This is a genomic window from Paracoccus sp. KKT209 (assembly GCF_055635455.1).
Window position 1 is genome coordinate 1,661,889 of sequence record NZ_CM145758.1, and the last position, 16,474, is coordinate 1,678,362.

Consider the following 16,474-nt stretch of genomic DNA (forward strand, 5'->3'; position numbering starts at 1 on the left):
TCCGGGACCCGGGGTTGCGGGTCAGTTGCCCGACAGGCCGGGCGGCGGGCCGCCCAGGCCCAGGCCCATGCCGCCGGGTGCCGCACCACCCTCCTGCGGCACAGGGGCCTCGGCTGGAGCAGCCGCATCGGGCGCAGGCTGCGCCGGGGCCGGCTGCTGCTGGCCGAAGGGGGAACCGCCCAGGCCACCAAGCGATCCAAAGCCGCCACCGCCCTGCTGCCCGGACTGACCCTGCTGGCCAAGCCCGCCGCCCAGACCGCCCCCAAGGCCACCACCGAGACCACCGCCGCCCATCGGGATCTCGATCCGCACGTTCGACATGTCCACGACCGGCCCCTTGTAGTGCATGACCATGCCGGGGAAGGCGATGACCGCAGCGATCATCAGGACCTGCAGCCCCACGAAGGGCGCGGCGCCGCGATAGATGTCGAGGGTCGAGACCTCGGACATCATCTTGCCGGTGACCTTGTCCCGGTAGGGTTTCCGGGGCGCGACCGATCGCAGATAGAACAGCGCGAACCCCACCGGCGGCGTCAGGAACGAGGTCTGCATCGTCACGGCCAGGATCACCCCGAACCACACCAGGTCGATGTCAAGCGCGTTGGCAGCCGGGATCAGCAGCGGCACGATGACAAAGGCCAGTTCGAAGAAGTCCAGAAAGAAGGCCAGGAAGAAGATGATCGCGCAGACGGCGATCAGGAAGCCGTATTCGCCGCCCGGCAGCGCGGTCAGCAGATCGCGGACCCAGATATGGCCGTTGATCGAGTAGTAGGTCAGCGAAAAGACCGTGGCCCCGATCAGGATGAACATGACGAAGGCCGACAGGCGCACGGTCGACAGCAGCGCCTGGTTCACGATGCCCAGGGACAGCCGCCTCTTGAGGCCCGCCAGGATCAGCGCGCCCATGGCGCCCATCGCGCCGCCCTCGGTCGGAGTGGCGATGCCCAGGAAGATCGTGCCCAGAACCAGGAAGACCAGCGCCAGGGGCGGGATCATCACGATGATGACCTCCCGGGTCATCGGCGACATCACGTTCAGCTTGAGGCTGCGGTCGATCATCGCCAGGGCCAGCATGATCAGCACCGTCAGGGCGGCGGCCCAGATGGCGCTGTCATCGCCCAGGGAGGCCCCCAGCCAACGCTCGGTCAGCCAGTAGATGCCGACGGCCGCCAGGATCGCCAGGATCAGCGACCAGCCGCCTGACCCCAGGGGCCGCGCCTCGGGCGGCAGGGCCGGCATGGAATTCGGACGGATTACCGACATGACCATCACATAGACGATATAGACGCCCGTCAGCGCCAGCGCGGGCACCATCGCGGCCTTGTACATGTCGCCCACCGAACGGCCCAGTTGGTCCGCCAGCACGATCAGCACCAGCGAGGGCGGGATGATCTGCGCCAGGGTTCCCGAGGCGGTGATCACACCAGAGGCGATGCGCTTGTCATAGCCATAGCGCATCATGATCGGCAGCGAGATCAGGCCCATCGAGATCACCGAGGCCGCGACGACGCCGGTCGTGGCCGCCAGCAGCGCGCCGACCAGGATCACCGCATAGGCCAGGCCGCCGCGGACGGGGCCGAACAGCTGTCCGATCGTGTCCAGCAGCTCCTCGGCCATGCGCGACCGTTCCAGCACGATCCCCATGAAGGTGAAGAACGGAATGGCCAGCAGCGTGTCGTTGCGCATTACGCCAAAGACGCGGTCGCCAAGTGCGCCCAGCAGGTTCCAGCCCAGGTTCACCTGGTCGCTGAGCGGCGTCAGGAAGACCCCGAAGAAGAAGAACAGAAGGCCGTTCGCCGCCAGGGCAAAGGCGATCGGATAGCCAAGCAGCAGGAAGCCCACCATCGAGAAGAACATGATGGGGGCCAGGTTATGGGCGATGAGGTCGATCACGCGCGGTTCTCCGGGTCGGAGGGCGGCGTGTCGGCCGCCAGGTCCTGGTCACGGCCCGCGGTCATCAGGCCGGCCTCTTTCAGCCCGGCCTCGTGGGGCGAGACATGGTGGTGGGGGTCGGGGATCCTGCCGCGCATGATGGCGATCTTCTTGATCAGCTCCGAGATGCCCTGGGCGAACAGCAGGCCAAAGCCCAGCACCAGGATGCCGCGCGCGGGCCACAGCGCAAGCCCGCCCGCGTTCATCGAGATCTCTCCGTTGAACCAGCTGCGGGTGAAGGCGGGCCAGGTCAGCCACAGCATGATGCCCGTGAAGGGCAGCAGGAACAGCAGCGTGCCGACAAGGTCGATCCAGTGCTGCGCCCTGCGCGACCAGCGGCCATAGATGATGTCGATGCGGATATGCTCGTTCTCCAGCAGCGTATAGGCCGCCGCCAGCATGAAGGCGCCGCCATAGAGATACCACTGCAGTTCCAGCCAGGCGTTGGAGGACATGCTGAAGACCTTGCGGACGACGGCATTGACCGCGCTGACGACGATCGCCAGCAGGATCAGCCAAGCCACGCTGCGGCCGATCACGGTGGTGACGCGGTCGATGCCGCGCGACAGGGCCAGAAGGCCGCCCATGATATCTCTCTCCCTCAAGGCGCTGCCCGTGACGGGGCAGGCTTACCGGTTGATCCGGTGGTTCTTTGCCCCCGGGGTATGGGCCATCGGGCCCCGACCGGTCAAGTTTTTCGACCGGATGCCGCTACGTCAAGATGGCCATTCCCAGAAGGGCTGAGGTCTCGGCCAGGAGGGCCGCTGCGCCCAGCACATCGCCGGTCTGGCCGCCCAGCAGGCGGCAGGCGCGGCGGGAGACGGCAACCACGGCGATGCCTGCCAGCAGCAGCGCCAAAAGCCCGGCGCCTGCCGAGGGAGCGGTCAGGATCAGCAGGCTCACGCCGATGATCGCAGCGAGTGCGACCCCGCGGCGCGAGGGGTGGCCCGCACCCTGCCCCAGCCCATCGGCCCGCGCGGGCGGCAGGCGGCGCATCAGCAGCACCGGCGCAACCCGCCCAAGCGCCGCCGCGCCCACCAGGGCCAACGGCCCCAGCAGCGCCAGCGCCGCGACGCGCAGCAGGCTGATGCAGACCAGGGCCATCGCGCCATAGCTGCCGATGGTGGAGTCGCGCATGATCCGCAGGCGGTCCGCCCGGTCGCGCCCGCCGCCGGCATCGGCGAAATCGGCCAAGGCATCCTCGTGCAGCGCGCCCGTCAGCCAGACCGCCAGCGTCACCGCCAGCGCCGCCGGCAGCAGCCCCGGCCCCAGCAGCCACAAGGGTAGGCCCGCAATGGCGCCGACGATCGCGCCGGCCAAAGGAAAGGCCCAGGCTGCCCCTGACAGCGGCAGCAGGCGGGGCGGCAGAAGGTGGCCAAGCGGCAGCCGTGTCAGGAAGACCAGAGCCAGCAGCAGCTGGTGGAACCTAGCCAATCCCGGCCTCGGCAAAGGTGGCCATGCCGTTGTGGCAGTCCAGCGCCGCGCGCAGCACCAACAGGGCCAGTGCCGCGCCCGAACCTTCGCCAAGCCGCATGTCCAGCGACAGGACCGGCTGCATCGCCAGCGACGCGATCAGGCGCCTGTGGCCCGGCTCGGCGCTTTCGTGGCCGATCAGGCAATGGGCCAGCGCCTGGGGATCGTCCCGCGTCAGCACCGCCGCCGCCGCCGTGCAGATGAAGCCGTCGAGGATCACGGGAATGCGTAAGTCGCGCGCGCGGCGGATCGCGCCGCAGATCGCCGCCTGCTCCCGCCCGCCGAACGCCGCCAGCGTCTCGGCCGTGGTCGCGGGGGCATGCAGGGCCAGCCCTTCGGTCACCACCCGCACCTTGGCGGCCAGCATCTCGCCCTGCGCGCCGGTGCCGGGTCCGACCCAATCCTCGGCACGTCCGCCGCAGCTTACGGCCGCCAGCGCCGCCGAGACGGTGGAATTGCCGATGCCCATCTCTCCCAGGATCAGGACCTGCGCCTGCGGGTCCACCGCGTCGGCACCGCGGGACATGGCGTCCTGAACCTCGCCCGCGCTCATCGCCGGGCCTTGGGTAAAGTCGCCGGTCGGGCGCTCCAGGTCCAGCGCCACGACCCGCAAGTCGGCGCCGGCCGTGCGGCAGAGCTGGTTGATCGCCGCGCCGCCCGCCTGGAAATTGGCGACCATGGCTGCCGTCACCGCGGCGGGAAAGGGCGTGATCCCCTGCGCCACGACACCATGGTTGCCCGCAAAGACCAGCGCCTGCGCCCGGTCCAGCCGGGGCCGATCGCGGCCCTGCCAGCCGGCCATGAAGATGGCCAGTTCCTCCAGCCGGCCAAGCGATCCCGCCGGTTTCGTCAGCTGCGCCTGGCGCGCCCGGGCAGCCTCGGCCGCGCCTTCGTCAAAGTCGCTCATCAATCGCCTCTCGTGCAGGTTTCAGCCGCAGGGGCTGGCCGCTGACCGCCATCCAGACCTCGTCAGCCAGGTCGCCCACCGCCTGATTCATCCGCCCATGATCGTCGCGGAACCGCCGCGCCAGCGCATTGTCGGGGACGATTCCCTGGCCCAGCTCATTGGTGACCAGCACAACAGGACAGCTTTGCTGACGTAACGTCACCAGAAGCGCGCCGATATCCGCCGAACCCATGCAGTTCGACATCCACAGCGTCAGGCAATCGACCAGTCGCACACCCTGCCCGTCCGTGCGGATCAGCGCGCCCGCCAGGTCCAGTGGTTCCTCGACCGTGATCCAACCTTCGCCGCGACTGTCCTGATGTTGCTGAATTCTCTCGCCCATCTCGCCGTCGCGCGCCTCGGCGGTGGCGATGTAGATGCGCGGCATTGCATGGCGTGCAACCAGCCGCTCGGCCAGTGCCGACTTTCCCGACCGCGCGCCGCCGGTGACCAGCGTGATATATCCCCTGTCCGTCATGCGGGCATCTTTTCCACAGGGCGGGCGGCTTTGAAAGCGGCAATCGCGGCTTGCCTGTGCCCGGGCTTTGCGTAACGTCGGCGAATTCCGGTGAACAAAATGCCGACACACAACTTGGAGGAGTTGGGATGACCAAGCTTTTCGCAACCACCGCCCTCATCGCCACGCTGGCGATGCCGGCCTATGCCGCTCAGCCCGCCGAAGGCGAGACCCTGGCCGAAAACCAGACCTATACCTATTGGCTGCTGGACGCGATCAAGTCGCTGGACCCGGCCAAGAACACAGATGTCGAGGGCTCGGACGCGCTCCGTTCGCTGTTCGAGGGGCTGATGATCGAGGATGCCTCGGGCGCGATGGTGCCCGGCATGGCCGAGAGCCACGAGGTCAGCGACGACCAGCTGTCCTACACGTTCAAGCTGCGCGACGCCAATTGGTCGAACGGAGAGCCGGTGACGGCCCAGGACTTCGTTTATGCCTGGCAGCGCGTCGTGAACCCGGAGACGGCGTCGGAATACGCTTGGTACATGGAGCTGATGAACATCGAGAACGCCAGCGCCGTGGTCGCGGGCGAGATGGCGCCCGACCAACTGGGCGTCCGGGCAATCGACGACAAGACGCTGGAAGTGAAGCTGTCCAAGCCCACGCCCTATTTCCTGAACACGCTGTCCCACACCACCGCCTATCCCGTGCCCCGCGCCGTGGTCGAGGAACATGGCGACGCCTGGACGCAGCCCCAGAACCTGGTCGGCAACGGCGCCTATACTCTAGCCAGCCACAACCTGGGCGTCGAGATCGTCTTTCAGAAGAACCCCGAATACTGGGATGCCGAGAACGTCCTGATGGAGACCGTCCGCGGCGTCACCGTCAACGACAACAACGTCGCCCTGACCCGCTATCAGGCCGGAGAGCTGGACCGCGTGCAGATCCCCGCCGGCCAGTTCCCGCGCCTGTCGGAACAGTTCCCCGACCAGGCCGTGTCAGTGCCCTATGGCTGCTCCTATGCCTATGTGCTGAACCTGTCGGAAAAGGGTCCCGAGGTGCTGAAGGACCAGCGCGTCCGCGAGGCCCTGGCGCTTGGTCTGAACCGCGAGGTGATCGTGGACCAGGTGCTGCAGGGCGGACAGCGCCCCGCCTATAGCTGGACCCACTGGGCCATCAACGGCTTTGCCGCGCCCGAGGGCGGGATGGCCGGGATGAGCCAGGAAGACCGCATGGCCCGCGCGCGCGAGCTGCTGGCCGAGGCCGGATACGGTCCCGACAACCCGGTCAAGCTGCAGCTGCAGTACAACACCGACGACAGCCACCGCCTGCTGGCCATTGCCGCCCAGCAGTTCTGGCGCCCCCTGGGCATCGAGATCGAGCTGAACAACGTCGAGTGGAAGGTCCATACCGACCGCCTGCAGAACCAGGACTTCGAGGTCGCGCGCTATGCCTGGTGCGCCGACTACAACGAGGCCTCGACCTTCCTGGACTGGTTCCGCACCGACGGCTACAACAGCGGCAAGTGGTCGAACGAGGAATATGACCGCCTGCTGGCCGAGGCCGCCACGGCCGAGGACACGACGCCGCTGTATCAGCGCGCCGAGGAGATCCTGGCCGAGGAGGTTCCGGCCGTCTTCGTCTATCACTATGCCAAGGTCGACATGATCAACCCCGCGATCAAGGGCCTCCCGCGCGAGAACCTGCTGAACACCTGGTACGCCAAGGACCTGTATCGCACCGCCGAGTGACGATCCTGACATGACAGCATGGGCCGGGGCGGGCTTACCCGCCTCGGCCTTCCCGATTCCTCGATTCCGCAGGAAAGTCCCTTCGCGATGTTCGCATTCATCTTGCGACGACTGGCGGTGGCGGTTCCCACGCTGCTGTTGCTGATCGTCTTTTCCTTTGTGCTGATGCATCTGGCACCCGGCGGCCCCTTCACCGGAGAGCGCGCCCTGCCCCCGCAGGTCCTGGCCAACCTGGAGGCCCAGTACGGGCTGAACGACCCGCTGTGGCAGCAGATCTGGAACTATCTCTACGGGATCGTCGTCCATTTCGACTTCGGCCCCAGCTTCGTCTATCCCGACCGCAGCGTGAACCAGCTGATCGCGGCGGGCTTTCCCGTGACCCTGACTTATGGCGGGCTGTCCTTCGTGGCGGCGGTCGTCCTGGGCGTCTCCCTGGGCGTGGTGGCCGCGATCTGGCACAACAGCTGGGTCGACTACCTGGCCGTCGGCATCTCGATCGGCGCGCAGGTGCTGCCGAACTTCGTCATGGCGCCGCTGCTGGTGCTGGTTTTCACGCTCTGGTACCGGCTGCTGCCCGGCGGCGGCTGGAGCTTTACCGATCCCAGCTTCTGGATCATGCCGGTGATCGCGCTGGCGACCAGCTACATGGCCTCGATCGCGCGCATCACCCGGTCTTCGATGCTGGAGGTGCTGGGCTCGAACCACATCCGCACCGCCCGCGCCAAGGGCATGCCCGAACATCGCGTCATCATCCGCCACGCGCTGAAGCCCGCGATGCTGCCGGTGATCAGCTACCTGGGCCCGGTCTTCGTGTCGATGATCACCGGATCGGTGGTGATCGACATCTATTTCTCGACCGGCGGCATCGGGAAGGCCTTTGTCGATAGCGCGCTGAACCGCGACTATGCCGTGATGATGGGCGTCACCATCCTGGTGGGCGCACTGACCATCCTCTTCAATCTCATCGTCGATGTGCTTTATGCGTGGATCGACCCCAAGATCAGGTACTGAGGTCATGGTGATCGATCAGACAAAGATGCAGTCCCTGTCCGACCGGCTGGTCCAGGACGAGGTCAAGGGCCGCAGCCCCTGGGCCGATGCCCGCCGCCGCTTCTGGAAGAACAGGGCGGCCATGCTGGGCCTGACCATCCTGGTCCTGGTGGCGCTGTTCGCGATCCTGGGCGGGCAATTCGCGCAGTGGTCGAACGAGGAACTGGATTTCAGCATCATGGGCCAGGTGGCCCAGCTGGGCCAGCCTTCGCTGGAGAACGGGCATTATTTCGGCACCGACAACCTGGGCCGGGACCTTTATGCGCGCGTCGTCCAGGGCACCCAGATCAGCCTGATGGTCGGCATCGTCGGCGCCGGCATTGCGGTCATCGTCGGCACGCTCTACGGCGCGACGGCCGGTTATGTAGGCGGACGCACCGACCAGATCATGATGCGCACCGTCGATATCCTGATGTCGATCCCCTACATGTTCGTGCTGATCCTGCTGCTGGTGATGTTCGGGCGGTCAATGTCGATGCTGTTCCTGGGGATCGGCCTGATCTCCTGGCTGGACATGTCGCGCATCGTGCGCGGCCAGACCCTGTCGCTGAAGAACCGCGAATTCATCGAGGCCGCGCGCGCCACGGGCGTGTCGTCCTTCCGCATCATCATCCGCCACATCGTGCCGAACCTGCTGGGCGTGGTGGCGGTCTATGCCACGCTGCTGGTGCCGCTGATGATCCTGACCGAAAGCTTCATCAGCTTTCTGGGCCTGGGCGTCCAGGAACCGCTGACCAGCTGGGGGGCGCTGATCTCGGAAGGCGCGGGCACGATGAACTATGGCACGCTGTGGCAGCTGCTGTTCCCGCTGTTCTTCTTCGTCATCACCCTGTTCGGGTTCTTCTTCGTGGGCGACGGCCTGCGCGATGCCCTCGACCCGAAGGAGCGCTGAGATGGCCCTGCTGAACATCACCGACCTCTCGGTCCGCTTCCAGACCAACGATGCCGAGGTGCGGGCAGTCAACAACGTCAACCTGACGGTGGACCAGGGCGAGACCCTGGGCATCGTGGGCGAATCCGGCAGCGGCAAGTCGCAGCTGTCCTTCGCGATCATGGGGCTGCTGGCCCGGAACGGCCGCGCCAGCGGCAGCGTGACCTTTGACGGGCAGGAAATCCTGAACGCCCGGCCCAGGGTCCTGAACCGGATCCGCGCCGAACAGATGGCGATGATCTTTCAGGACCCGATGACCTCGCTGAACCCTTACATGCGGGTGGCCGACCAGATGGCCGAGGTGCTGACCCTGCACAAGGGCATGTCCAAGCGCGACGCCGTCACGCAGGCCGTGCAGATGCTGGACGCGGTCAAGATCCCCGACGCCAAGGGGCGCGTGCGGCTTTATCCCCATGAATTCAGCGGCGGCATGCGCCAGCGGGTGATGATCGCGATGGCGCTGCTGTGCCGGCCGAAGCTGCTGATCGCGGACGAGCCCACGACCGCGCTGGACGTGACGGTGCAGGCGCAGATCATGCGGCTGCTGTCCGATCTGCAGCGCGATTTCGGCATGGCCATGATCCTGATCACCCATGACCTGGGCGTGGTGGCCGGCAGCTGCGAACGCGTGGCGGTCATGTATGGCGGTCGCATCCGGGAAACCGGACCTGTGGGGCCGATCTTTGCCGAACCGACCCATCCCTATACCCAGGGCCTGCTGGACGCGATCCCGCGGGTCGACCAGGACGAGGACGAGCTGCGGGCCATTCCGGGCCAGCCGCCGAACATGAGCCGCCCGCCTTCGGGCTGCGCCTTCCAGCCGCGCTGCCCCTATCGGCGCGACATCTGCATCAGCGACGACCCGCCGCTGGCCGAGTTCGCGCCCCTGCGCGCCCGCGCCTGCCACGCCCCGGTGCCCGAGGTCCTGGCCCGCCATACCCTGCGCGATCCCGGCGATGACCAACCCGCCGCACATCCCGGCGCGAACCCGCTTCAGCCGATCCCGCGGGGCGCCGTGGCCGGCGCCGGTGCCGCCGGAACCCCCAGCACCGTGGAGGGACAGAAATGAGCCAGCTGCTTGACGTGCGCGACCTGCGCGTGACCTTCCAGATCCGGCGCGAGGGCGACCTGCCCTGGGCCAAGCCCCATCCGCTGCACGCGGTCGCGGGCGTGGACTTCACCCTCCGGCCCGGCGAAACCCTGGGCGTGGTGGGCGAATCCGGCTGCGGCAAATCCACCTTGGCCCGCGCCCTGATCGGGCTGGTCCCCGCGACCGGCAAGGCGCAATGGGTGGACGGGCGCGACCTGCTGGCGCTGACCCCGCGCCAGATGATGGCCTATCGCCAGGACATCCAGATGGTGTTCCAGGACCCGCTGGCCAGCCTGAACCCGCGCATGACCGTGGGCCAGATCATCGCCGAACCCCTGACCACGCACCGCCCGGATCTTGGCCGGGCCGAGGTGCGCGACCGCGTCAAGGCGATGATGGACAAGGTCGGCCTGCTGTCCAACCAGATCAACCGCTATCCCCATGAATTCAGCGGCGGCCAGTGCCAGCGCATCGGCATCGCCCGCGCCCTGATCGTAGAGCCGCGGCTGATCATCTGCGACGAACCCGTGTCGGCGCTGGACGTGTCGATCCAGGCGCAGGTCATCAACCTGCTGATCCGGTTGCAGAAGGATCTGGGCCTGTCGCTGATCTTCATTGCGCATGACCTGAGTGTCGTGAAACATATCAGCGACCGCGTGATGGTCCTGTATCTGGGCAAGGTGATGGAAATCGCATCCTCGCACGACCTGTATGGCGCCCCCCAGCACCCCTATACGCAGGCGCTGCTGTCGGCTGTGCCGGTCCCCGATCCCAGGATCGAGACGGCCAAGACCATCGTGCCGCTGACGGGCGACCTGCCCTCGCCCATGAACCCGCCGTCGGGCTGCGTCTTCCGCACCCGCTGCCCGCGGGCGCAGGCGCGATGCGCGGCCGAGGTTCCGGCACTGCTGGGCGGGGATCACGCCGTGGCCTGCCATTTTCCCGGGCCCCTGACACAGGCCGAGATTGACCGCGCGCGGAGTGCCGATGCCGCCTGACGTGGGTATGCCCGCCACGCCCGGCTATGCGGCGCGGTGGGCCGCCCTGAAGAACATCCCGCCTTTTCTGGCGATGGTCTGGCGCGCCAGCCCCGCCCTGACGCTGGCGATGATCGCGCTGCGGCTGATGCGCGCGCTGATCCCGGTGGCGATGCTGTGGGTCGGCAAGCTGATCATCGACCAGGTCGTGGCGCTGTCGGCGCTGCCGCAGGCGCCCACGACGCTGCCGGGCTGGTGGGACAGCGGCCTGGCTGGCCCGGTGATCACGCTGGTGGCGCTGGAGCTGGGCCTGGCGCTGGCGCAGGACATCCTGGGGCGGCTGGTCAGCTATGCCGACGCGCTGCTTCAGGAAAAGCTGGTGATCGACATCTCGATCCGGCTGATGGACCATGCGGCGGGACTGGACCTGGCCAGTTTCGAGGATGCGTCCTTCCAGGACCGGCTGGACCGCGCCCGCCGCCAGACCATGGGGCGCATCCCGCTGTTGAACCAGATCATGCAGCAGTTGCAGGACGTGGTGACGGTGGCCAGTTTTGCCATCGGCCTGCTGATCTACAACCCTTGGCTGGTGCTGCTGCTGGGGCTGGCGCTGATCCCGTCCCTGCTGGGCGAGATGCACTTCAACGCCCGCACCTATGCGCTGAACCATGCCCGCGCCCCGGACCGGCGCGAGCGCGACTATCTGCGCATGATCGCGGCCACCGCCGAAACCGCGAAAGAGGTGAAGATATTCGGTCTAAGCCCTTGGCTGCGCGACAGGTATCTGACGCTGGCCCGCCGCTTTTACATCGAGAACCGGGCCATCCAGCGCCGCCAGCTGTCGGTCATGGCGCTGCTGACGGCGCTTGGCACGCTGGCCTATTACGGCGCCTTTCTGTGGATCATCGCGCGGACCCTGACCGGCACCCTGACGATCGGCGACCTGACCTTCCTGTCGGGCAGCTTCCTGCGGCTGCGCAGCCTGCTGGAGGGGCTTTTGTCCAGCTTCTCCAGCATGGCGGGACAGGCGATGTATCTGGACGACCTTTTCGACTTCTTCACCGCGACGCCGGTCATCGCCTCGCCCGCCGATCCGCTGCCGGTGCCGCAGCCGATCCGACAGGGCTTTCGCTTTGAAAATGTCGGCTTCCGCTATCCGGGACGCGAGGATTGGGCGGTGCGCGGCATGACGCTGGACCTGCGGGCCGGGGAAACCGTGGCGCTGGTGGGCGAGAACGGGGCCGGCAAGACAACCATCGTCAAGCTGCTGGCGCGGCTTTATGACCCGGACGAGGGGCGCATCACGCTGGATGGGCGCGACCTGCGCGACTATGACCTGGACCAGCTGCGCGGCACGGTGGGCGTGATTTTCCAGGATTTCGTGCGCTATGCCGTCACCGCCGCGGAAAACATCGCCATCGGCCGGATCGACGCCCGCGACGACCGCCCGCGGATCGTGGCCTCGGCCGAACGCGCGCTGGCGGACCAGGTGATCGCCAAGCTGCCGCAGGGCTATGACCAGATGGTCGGCAAGCGTTTCGCGCGCGGGTTGGACCTGTCGGGGGGCGAATGGCAGAAACTGGCCATCGCCCGCGCCTACATGCGCGATGCGCAGCTGCTGGTGCTGGACGAACCGACAGCGGCGCTGGACGCGCGGGCAGAATACGAGGTCTTCCTGCGGTTCCGCGACCTGACGCAGGGGCGGACGGCGCTGCTGATCTCTCACCGCTTCTCGTCGGTGCGGATGGCCGACCGGATCATCGTGCTGGAGGGCGGACGGGTCCAGGACCAGGGCAGCCATGAGGAACTGCTGTCCCGCCCCGGCCGCTACAAGGAACTGTTCGAGCTGCAGGCCCAAGGCTATCGCTAAAATATCGTCCCCAGCACGATCACGGTGACCAGCGACACCAGCGGGATCGCCACGGCGACGACAAAGATGTCGGCATAGCTTTTCCTGTGGGTCAGACCGGTGATGGCCAGCAGGGTGATCACTGCGCCATTGTGCGGCAGCGCGTCGAACCCGCCCGAGGACAGCGCCGTGACGCGGTGCATCAGCTCCATGCTGATTCCCTGCGCCTGCCCCATCGCGGCGAATTGCTCTCCAAGCGTGTTCAGCGCGATGGACATGCCGCCCGACGCGGATCCGGTGATGCCCGCCAGCACATTGACCGCCACCGCCAGCGAGGCGACCGGGTTGCCCGGAAACAGGCCCAGCACCACGTCGCGGATCAGCGCAAAGGCCGGCAGCGAGGCGATGACGGCGCCATAGCCAACCTCGGAGGCGGTGTTGAAGATCGGCAGCAGCGACCCCATCGTGCCGGCATTCACGCTTTCGCGCAAATTGCCGAAGCGGCGCAGGTTCAGCGCGATGGCCAGCAGGATGGACAGGACCAGCGACACGATGATCGCCCAGATGCCGGCAACGGCGGCCAACTCGGTCCCGCCATATTCGGGCAGCGCCAGATAGCCGGCGGTCAGGTTGGGAAAGACCAGCCAGGTCAGCACCCCGTTGATGACGATGACCGACAGGACCGGCAGGATCGCCAGCGCAAAGGGCGGCAGATCCGCATCCTCGGGCAGGCTGGCATCGGCCGAGGTCGCCTCGTGCTGGCCATAGCCCTCGCCGCGGCGCGCCGCGGCCGCCGCGCGCCGGGACAGCCACAGCGTGCCACCGGCCAGCATGATGATCCCCGCCAGGCTGCCCAGCAGCGGCGCGGCAAAGACATTCGTGCCGAAGAAGGGCATCGGGATCGCGTTCTGGATCGCCGGCGTCCCCGGAAAGGCGGTCATGGTGAAGGTAAAGGAGCCAAGCGCGATTGCCGCCGGCAGCAGCCGCTTGGGGATGTCGGCACGGCGGAACAGCGCGTTGGCGATGGGATAGACCGCAAAGGCCACCACGAAGAGCGACACCCCGCCATAGGTCAGCACCCCGCAGGACAGCACCACCGCCAGGATGGCGCGCCCCGCCCCCAGCCTGTCCACGATCCTTTCCGCGATGCTGCGCGCGGCCCCGCCATCGGCCATGACCTTGCCAAAGATCGCGCCCAGCATGAACAGCGGGAAATAGGTGATGACGTAGCCGCCAAGCGACTGCATGAAGACCTGCGTATAGGTCGCCAGCACCGGCAAGCCGCCCGACATCATCACCGCCATCAGCGACAGCAGCGGCGCCAGCACCAGCACGGTGATCCCGCGATAGGCCAGGTACATCAGCAAGATCAGCGACAGGAAGATGCCCAGCAGGCCCATGGATCCCTCCGTTCCGGATGCAGGGCCAGCCTGTCAGCCGAAGGCGCCCGCCGCAAGATGCTGCAGCGCAGAAAGTCCAGTTCCGACAGGGGGAAGGTGGTACCGCCTGCCCGTCTCGAACGGGCGACCTCTAGATCCACAATCTAGCGCTCTAACCAACTGAGCTAAGGCGGCACAGGGCGGTTCTTTAGCCCCGCTCGCGCTTGGTTGCAAGCCCTGCTTGCCGCGAAAATGCCGCCGCGCTACAGAAAGTTCTGATTGGGAAAGGACATCCGATGGGTATCAACAGCGAAAGCGACATCACGGCCAACCTGCAGATCGGGCCGACGGACCAGGGCATGGTCCGCATCTACATCCAGGGCGAGAGCGTCGATCTGCCGATGGATTTCGATCCCGAGGAGGCGGCCGAGATCGCCGAGGAACTGCTGGCCGCAGCGGATGCCGCCCGCAGCATGGGCGGCAAGTCGGGCGGCGCTAAAAAGCCCCGGCGATGAAGGCATCTGGGTCGCACAGACCTTGAAGTCGCAGGGCTGCGGCGCGGGCAAAATCGCGCTGCACCTTGACCCTGCGCGCACCGGCCAGCCGGGTTTCGGGTGCCATGCGCAGGATCTCGGCGCCAAAGGCGTCGGCCTGGATCAAGCCCGTATCCTCGGGCAGCAGGTCCACGGGGAAATCACCGTCCACGGCCCAGAAATAGCGGTCGCACCATTCCAGATAGCCCTGCCACTTGCGGTCCGACCGGAAATCGGCCCGGCCGCTCTTGCATTCGACGATCCACAACTCACCCTTGGGGCCCAGGCTGATCACGTCGACCCGCAGCCCGCGGGCGGGAACGAACTCGGTCAGAACCGCGTGGTCCATGCTGCGCAGCATCCGGCCCGTCCCGCGGGCGAGGCGCTGACCGGGCATGGGCGGCAGGGGAAGGGGCTGGGCGGTCATGGGGCGAAGATTAGAACGAAGCAGAAACAGCCGCAAGCCGCCTTGCTGCGGCCCCATGGCGCGTATAGCGTCGCCGCGGCATCGCGCGGGGGGTAGTCCACCGTCGATCCTCTTGTGTTTCAAGGAGCATCCTGAATGAGCGACATCACCCGCATCGAAACCGGCGCCCGCATGAGCCAGGCCGTCATCGTCAACGGCTTCGTCTTCTTGGCCGGCCAGGTGGGCGAACCCGGCACCTCGGTCACGGCGCAGACGACCGCGATCCTGGCCCAGATCGACGATCTTCTGGCGCGCGCGGGCACCGACAAGACGCGCATCGTCTCGGCCCAGGTCTGGATGGCCGACATGGCCGATTTCGCCGAGATGAACGCGGTCTGGGATGCCTGGGTGCCGCAGGGCCACACGCCCGCCCGCGCGACCGGCGAATCGGCGCTGGCGACCCCCGACTACAAGGTCGAGATCATCGTCACCGCGGTCCTGTAATCGCCCCGATGACCGAGCGCGCCGCGCGCAGGCCCGGCGCCTCTCCTCCCTTGCCCAAGCGGTCCATGGTCAGGTCCATCGCATCCAGCTGGGCCTTGCGGGCCAGCGGATCCTCCAGCGCGGTCTGCAGGGCCTGCGCCAGGGGTCCCGGCTGGCAGTTGCGGCCCAGAAATTCCGGCACCGCGCGCGTGTCGCTGACCAGGTTGACCAGCGTGACCGTGTCGGTGCGCAGCAGCAGCCCCACGATCACCCGGCTCAGCGGCGCCATGTCATAGCCGATCACCATGGGAATGCGGTTCGCCGCCAGTTCCAAGCTAACCGTGCCGGAGGCCGCCAGCGCCAGGTCCGCGGCGGCAAAGGCCGCGCGCTTTTCATCCGGCTCCTCGATGACGATGGGGGCGGTCGGCCAGCGGCGGGTCATGTCGCGGACCATCTGCGCGACCCCGGGCACGGTGGGCAGCACGACGCGGATCTCGGGCACGCGGTCGCGCAGCCGCATCAGCGCCTCGTCAAAGCGGGGGCCGAGGCGCGACACCTCGGACCTGCGCGACCCGGGCAGGCACAGGACCACCGGCGCGTCGGGGGCGATGCCATGGGCGTTGCGGAACAGCGCACCTTCGTCGGGCCCCGCCACCTCGGCGGTTGCAACCGGATGGCCGACGAAGTCGCAGGTCATGCCTGCCGCCTGCATCAGCGGCGGCTCGAAGGGCAGGATCGCCAGGACATGGTCGATGACCTGCGCCATCTTCACCGCCCGCTTGGGCCGCCAGGCCCAGACCGACGGCGCCACATAATGGACGGTCCGCAGGTCAGGCCGCTGCGCCCGCACTAGCCGCGCCACGCGCAGGCAGAAATCCGGGCTGTCGATGCCGATCAGTACATCGGGTGACGCGTCGATGACCGCCTGCGCCGTCTGCGCGATGCGGCGTTTCAAGTGACGGTACTTGGGCAAGACCTCCCAGATGCCCATCAGGCTCAGCTCGTCCATCGGGAAAAGGCTCTGCAGCCCCTGCCCGGTCATTGCCTCGCCCCCCACGCCCAGAAAGCCGGCCTGCGGGTCCAGCTGGCGCAGACCCTGCATCAGCGACATCCCCAGCTGGTCGCCCGAAGGTTCGCCTGCGATCAGGAAATATTTCATGCCGCTCCGCCTTGCTGCTGTCGGGTCATGGGTATGTCAGTCAAGGCACCGAGGCCAG

16 protein-coding genes and 1 tRNA gene are annotated in these 16,474 nt (G+C 67.3%); 8 read left to right on the plus strand and 9 right to left on the minus strand.

Going from position 1 to position 16,474, the window contains the following annotated elements; all coding sequences use genetic code 11:
* Window positions 1–21: 21 nt before the first annotated feature.
* The 5 genes from ACZ2G3_RS08365 to cobU all read right to left on the minus strand — a co-directional run bounded on the left by ACZ2G3_RS08365 (window position 22) and on the right by cobU (window position 4,829).
* Entirely contained in the window at window positions 22–1,893 is a 1,872-nt protein-coding gene (locus ACZ2G3_RS08365; protein WP_470395264.1) for a TRAP transporter large permease, read from the minus strand.
* Window positions 1,890–2,519 (minus strand): TRAP transporter small permease subunit, encoded by a 630-nt coding sequence (locus ACZ2G3_RS08370; protein ID WP_470395266.1) that lies wholly within the window; start codon window positions 2,517–2,519, stop codon window positions 1,890–1,892. Before ACZ2G3_RS08370 ends, ACZ2G3_RS08365 begins: the two co-directional genes overlap by 4 nt.
* Window positions 2,520–2,643: 124 nt before the next feature.
* Entirely contained in the window at window positions 2,644–3,366 is a 723-nt protein-coding gene (cobS, locus tag ACZ2G3_RS08375; RefSeq protein ID WP_470395268.1) for an adenosylcobinamide-GDP ribazoletransferase, read from the minus strand.
* Window positions 3,359–4,312 (minus strand): nicotinate-nucleotide--dimethylbenzimidazole phosphoribosyltransferase, encoded by a 954-nt coding sequence (cobT, locus tag ACZ2G3_RS08380; protein WP_470395269.1) that lies wholly within the window; start codon window positions 4,310–4,312, stop codon window positions 3,359–3,361. Before cobT ends, cobS begins: the two co-directional genes overlap by 8 nt.
* Window positions 4,299–4,829 carry a bifunctional adenosylcobinamide kinase/adenosylcobinamide-phosphate guanylyltransferase gene (gene cobU, locus ACZ2G3_RS08385; RefSeq protein WP_470395271.1) on the minus strand — a complete coding sequence of 177 codons (531 nt, stop codon included), beginning with the start codon at window positions 4,827–4,829 and terminating at the stop codon, window positions 4,299–4,301. Before cobU ends, cobT begins: the two co-directional genes overlap by 14 nt.
* 128 nt (window positions 4,830–4,957) lie before the next feature.
* Here cobU and ACZ2G3_RS08390 point away from each other — a divergent pair, with 128 nt between their 5' ends.
* From ACZ2G3_RS08390 to ACZ2G3_RS08415, 6 genes are all read left to right on the plus strand, one after another.
* The gene (locus ACZ2G3_RS08390) at window positions 4,958–6,559 is read left to right on the plus strand and encodes a peptide ABC transporter substrate-binding protein (RefSeq protein ID WP_470395273.1); all 1,602 of its coding nucleotides are present in this window, start codon (window positions 4,958–4,960) and stop codon (window positions 6,557–6,559) included.
* 87 nt (window positions 6,560–6,646) lie between these two features.
* Window positions 6,647–7,570, plus strand: coding sequence for an oligopeptide ABC transporter permease OppB (oppB, locus tag ACZ2G3_RS08395; protein ID WP_419267814.1), 924 nt, complete (start codon window positions 6,647–6,649; stop codon window positions 7,568–7,570).
* Window positions 7,571–7,574: 4 nt separating this feature from the next.
* Complete coding sequence (locus tag ACZ2G3_RS08400) at window positions 7,575–8,501, plus strand: ABC transporter permease subunit (RefSeq protein WP_470395275.1); 927 nt, start codon at window positions 7,575–7,577, stop codon at window positions 8,499–8,501.
* Between the two features lies 1 nt (window position 8,502).
* Window positions 8,503–9,609, plus strand: coding sequence for an oligopeptide/dipeptide ABC transporter ATP-binding protein (locus ACZ2G3_RS08405; RefSeq protein ID WP_470395277.1), 1,107 nt, complete (start codon window positions 8,503–8,505; stop codon window positions 9,607–9,609).
* The gene (locus ACZ2G3_RS08410) at window positions 9,606–10,628 is read left to right on the plus strand and encodes an oligopeptide/dipeptide ABC transporter ATP-binding protein (RefSeq protein ID WP_470395278.1); all 1,023 of its coding nucleotides are present in this window, start codon (window positions 9,606–9,608) and stop codon (window positions 10,626–10,628) included. The genes ACZ2G3_RS08405 and ACZ2G3_RS08410 overlap by 4 nt, the downstream gene beginning before the upstream one ends.
* Complete coding sequence (locus ACZ2G3_RS08415; protein ID WP_470395280.1) at window positions 10,618–12,477, plus strand: ABC transporter ATP-binding protein; 1,860 nt, start codon at window positions 10,618–10,620, stop codon at window positions 12,475–12,477. The genes ACZ2G3_RS08410 and ACZ2G3_RS08415 overlap by 11 nt, the downstream gene beginning before the upstream one ends.
* Here ACZ2G3_RS08415 and ACZ2G3_RS08420 read toward each other — a convergent pair.
* Both ACZ2G3_RS08420 and ACZ2G3_RS08425 read right to left on the minus strand, forming a co-directional pair.
* Window positions 12,474–13,856: a GntP family permease gene (locus ACZ2G3_RS08420; protein WP_470395282.1), complete on the minus strand. Its 1,383-nt coding sequence runs from the start codon at window positions 13,854–13,856 to the stop codon at window positions 12,474–12,476. The two genes, ACZ2G3_RS08415 and ACZ2G3_RS08420, sit on opposite strands and share 4 nt — an antisense overlap.
* Window positions 13,857–13,953: 97 nt before the next feature.
* A tRNA-His gene (locus tag ACZ2G3_RS08425) sits at window positions 13,954–14,030 on the minus strand.
* Window positions 14,031–14,131: 101 nt separating this feature from the next.
* On the opposite strand from ACZ2G3_RS08425, the gene ACZ2G3_RS08430 reads away from it, so the two are divergent.
* Window positions 14,132–14,350, plus strand: a complete 219-nt coding sequence (locus tag ACZ2G3_RS08430) for a DUF6324 family protein (protein ID WP_419267820.1) — start codon at window positions 14,132–14,134, stop codon at window positions 14,348–14,350.
* On the opposite strand, the gene ACZ2G3_RS08435 is transcribed toward ACZ2G3_RS08430, so the two are convergent.
* Window positions 14,331–14,795: an MmcB family DNA repair protein gene (locus ACZ2G3_RS08435; protein WP_470395283.1), complete on the minus strand. Its 465-nt coding sequence runs from the start codon at window positions 14,793–14,795 to the stop codon at window positions 14,331–14,333. The genes ACZ2G3_RS08430 and ACZ2G3_RS08435 overlap by 20 nt on opposite strands.
* Window positions 14,796–14,930: 135 nt before the next feature.
* Here ACZ2G3_RS08435 and ACZ2G3_RS08440 point away from each other — a divergent pair, with 135 nt between their 5' ends.
* Window positions 14,931–15,278 (plus strand): RidA family protein, encoded by a 348-nt coding sequence (locus tag ACZ2G3_RS08440; protein WP_470395284.1) that lies wholly within the window; start codon window positions 14,931–14,933, stop codon window positions 15,276–15,278.
* Here ACZ2G3_RS08440 and lpxB read toward each other — a convergent pair.
* A complete protein-coding gene (gene lpxB / locus ACZ2G3_RS08445; protein ID WP_470395286.1) occupies window positions 15,262–16,416 on the minus strand; it encodes a lipid-A-disaccharide synthase in 1,155 nt (384 codons plus the stop codon). The two genes, ACZ2G3_RS08440 and lpxB, sit on opposite strands and share 17 nt — an antisense overlap.
* Between the last annotated feature and the right edge of the window lie 58 nt (window positions 16,417–16,474).

Excerpts from the sequence above, each read along its gene's own strand:
- ACZ2G3_RS08370 (WP_470395266.1), bottom strand. The coding sequence starts at position 2,519 with ATGGGCGGCCTTCTGGCCCTGTCGCGCGGCATCGACCGCGTCACCACC.
- cobT (WP_470395269.1), bottom strand. The coding sequence starts at position 4,312 with ATGAGCGACTTTGACGAAGGCGCGGCCGAGGCTGCCCGGGCGCGCCAG.
- cobU (WP_470395271.1), bottom strand. The coding sequence starts at position 4,829 with ATGACGGACAGGGGATATATCACGCTGGTCACCGGCGGCGCGCGGTCG.
- ACZ2G3_RS08390 (WP_470395273.1), top strand. The coding sequence starts at position 4,958 with ATGACCAAGCTTTTCGCAACCACCGCCCTCATCGCCACGCTGGCGATG.
- oppB (WP_419267814.1), top strand. The coding sequence starts at position 6,647 with ATGTTCGCATTCATCTTGCGACGACTGGCGGTGGCGGTTCCCACGCTG.
- ACZ2G3_RS08400 (WP_470395275.1), top strand. The coding sequence starts at position 7,575 with ATGGTGATCGATCAGACAAAGATGCAGTCCCTGTCCGACCGGCTGGTC.
- ACZ2G3_RS08405 (WP_470395277.1), top strand. The coding sequence starts at position 8,503 with ATGGCCCTGCTGAACATCACCGACCTCTCGGTCCGCTTCCAGACCAAC.
- ACZ2G3_RS08410 (WP_470395278.1), top strand. The coding sequence starts at position 9,606 with ATGAGCCAGCTGCTTGACGTGCGCGACCTGCGCGTGACCTTCCAGATC.
- ACZ2G3_RS08415 (WP_470395280.1), top strand. The coding sequence starts at position 10,618 with ATGCCGCCTGACGTGGGTATGCCCGCCACGCCCGGCTATGCGGCGCGG.
- ACZ2G3_RS08420 (WP_470395282.1), bottom strand. The coding sequence starts at position 13,856 with ATGGGCCTGCTGGGCATCTTCCTGTCGCTGATCTTGCTGATGTACCTG.
- ACZ2G3_RS08430 (WP_419267820.1), top strand. The coding sequence starts at position 14,132 with ATGGGTATCAACAGCGAAAGCGACATCACGGCCAACCTGCAGATCGGG.
- ACZ2G3_RS08435 (WP_470395283.1), bottom strand. The coding sequence starts at position 14,795 with ATGACCGCCCAGCCCCTTCCCCTGCCGCCCATGCCCGGTCAGCGCCTC.
- ACZ2G3_RS08440 (WP_470395284.1), top strand. The coding sequence starts at position 14,931 with ATGAGCGACATCACCCGCATCGAAACCGGCGCCCGCATGAGCCAGGCC.
- lpxB (WP_470395286.1), bottom strand. The coding sequence starts at position 16,416 with ATGAAATATTTCCTGATCGCAGGCGAACCTTCGGGCGACCAGCTGGGG.